We start from the raw sequence: 2,303 nt of genomic DNA on the forward strand, positions 1-2,303 counted from the left end.
GGCGGTGCTGCGACAGGCGTGTGCGCGAGTCGGGATGCCTGTCCTCGGGGTCTTGCGTCGCGACTCGCGCCTTCAGGTGCCCTCTCGCCACCTGGGGCTGATCCCCGCCGCCGAGAGGTCGGTCGAGGCCGTCGAAGCTGTCGACGCGATGTCGGAAATGGTCGGCGCAGCACTGGATCTCGCGGCGATCGTCGCGCTCGCGGAATCGGGAGGCGTAACGCTGTCGGAGCCGTGGTCGGCGGCCGACGCCATCGCAGACGCGGGAGTGGGCGCGCAATCCGCACGTCCCCACCCTGGTCGTCCCCACTCTGCTCGTCCTCACTCTGGCAGTCCCGTCGTCGCGATCGCTGCGGGTGCCGCGTTCACCTTCGGGTACGCCGAGCACGCGGAGTTGTTACGCGCGGCAGGCGCCGAGGTCGTCGAGTTCGATCCGCTCATCGACCGATTGCCCGAGCGCACAGCAGGACTCGTCGTCGGAGGGGGGTTCCCCGAAGAACACGCTGACAAGCTGGCGGCCAATCATGAACTGCGAGAAGACATCGCGGCGCTGAACCGCGCGACCGGACCCATTCACGGTGAGTGCGCGGGTCTGCTGTACCTCACGCTGGAGCTCGACGGGCATCCGATGACCGGCGTCATCGACGGGGTCGGCCGATTCGGCCCCTCGCTCACCCTCGGATATCGCGACGCTGTGGCGGTGTCGGATTCGGTGATCTACCGGGCGGGTGAACGGGTCACCGGGCACGAATTCCACCGCAGCGTCGTCGAACTCGACGCTGGTACGCCTGCGTGGGCGTGGCGTGACCATCACGGCGCGCCGGGTGTGCACGGCGTGGCGACGTCGAATGTCCACGCCTCGTATCTGCATGTCCACCCGGCGGCGGTGCCGGCGTCCATCGCGCGGTTTGTGCGCGCCTGTGAGTCGAAGGAGACGTGATGGTCGGGAGCAATGTTGCGCAGGTGCTCGAGATCCTGCGCGAACACGGCGTCAACGATCCGGCGATCCTGCGTGATCTGCTCGAGGCCGTTCTCGTTGTCGGGCAGGGACTTGATCTCGACGAAGCCCTCCAGCGGATCGTCGAGGTCGCTGTCGGAGTCGTCGATGCTCGCTACGGCGCGTTGGGTGTGCGCGGTCCCGACGGAGGGTTGTCGGAGTTCGTGTACACGGGGATCTCCCCCGAAGAGCGGTCTGTGATGGGATCGCTGCCGGTCGGCAAGGGCGTGCTCGGGGTCCTGATCAACGACCCCAATATCCTGCGCATCCCGGATCTGGCGAAACACCCTGCGTCGGTGGGCTTTCCGCCGAACCATCCGCCGATGACGACGTTCCTCGGTGCTCCGATCATCATCCGCGGCTCCAACTTCGGCCGCATCTACCTGACCGAGAAACGTGGCGCCGACGAGTTCTCGGCGCTCGACGAAGCGCTGATCGCGGTGCTCGCGGTAGCCGCCGGAATCGCCGTGGACAATGCGCAGTTGTTCGAGAGCTCACGCACGAGACAGCGGTGGATGCAGGTGCTGGTGCGTCGTGGCTCCGAGCCGCTCTCGGGAATTGCGTTGGAGGACACGCTTTCTCGGATGTGTGCGGATGTGGCGGACCTGGTTGGTGCCACGGACGTCCTCATCCTGAGCGATGAGACCGACAGCGGCGACGACATCGTGCTCAGCGGTCACACCGGCGGCCCGCTCAAGATCGATCCCGCGGACTTCGCGGCGCCGGCGGGGACTGGGATGTCGATCGTGCCGATAGCCGATCTCTCGCCCGCTCTCGGCCGACGCGGTGCTCGCTGGGCGACGGTGCAGCCGCTGGCGCGTGCTTCGGGGGCGTTCGGGTGGATCGTGATCACGCATGCCGACGAGCCGGTGTGGGAGCCCGAGGAGGCGTCGGGTCTCGCCGGAGTCTCCGAAGTGGCGTCGTTGGCGATGGTGTACGCGGAGCAACAGCAGGTCGCGCGCGACCTCGAGGTGCTCTCTGACCGCCACAGAATCGCCCGTGACCTGCATGACCACGTGATCCAGCGACTATTCGCGATCGGCATGTCGATACAGACCATGCTCGCGGCAGGTGGCACCGGTTCAGTGGGACGATTCGACGACGCTGCGCGTGCCGAGCGGCTCGAACAGGTGATGACCGACCTCGACCGCACGATTGCGCAGATCCGCACCTCGATCTTCGACCTGCAGACCGTCTCCGGACACCACGACACCGCGACGTTGCGGCGTCGCGTCCTCGACATCGTGTCCGAACTCTCCGTCCACGCGCCGATCGCGCCGAGTGTGCAATTCGACGGCCCCGTCGACAC

The 2,303-nt window shown here is 67.0% G+C and carries 1 protein-coding gene and 1 pseudogene; both read left to right on the plus strand.

Annotation, left to right across the window (positions count from 1 at the left end; all coding sequences use genetic code 11):
* Nucleotides 1-937 (plus strand): annotated as a pseudogene (locus A5777_RS10705) (cobyrinate a,c-diamide synthase); the annotation flags it as partial.
* Nucleotides 937-2,303, plus strand: a 1,367-nt coding sequence (locus A5777_RS10710; RefSeq protein ID WP_064862652.1) for a sensor histidine kinase, incomplete at its 3' end; no start/stop codon positions are given. The pseudogene A5777_RS10705 and the gene A5777_RS10710, both read left to right, overlap by 1 nt.

The organism is Gordonia sp. 852002-10350_SCH5691597, assembly GCF_001665715.1.
Classification (GTDB): Bacteria; Actinomycetota; Actinomycetes; order Mycobacteriales; family Mycobacteriaceae; genus Gordonia; species Gordonia sputi.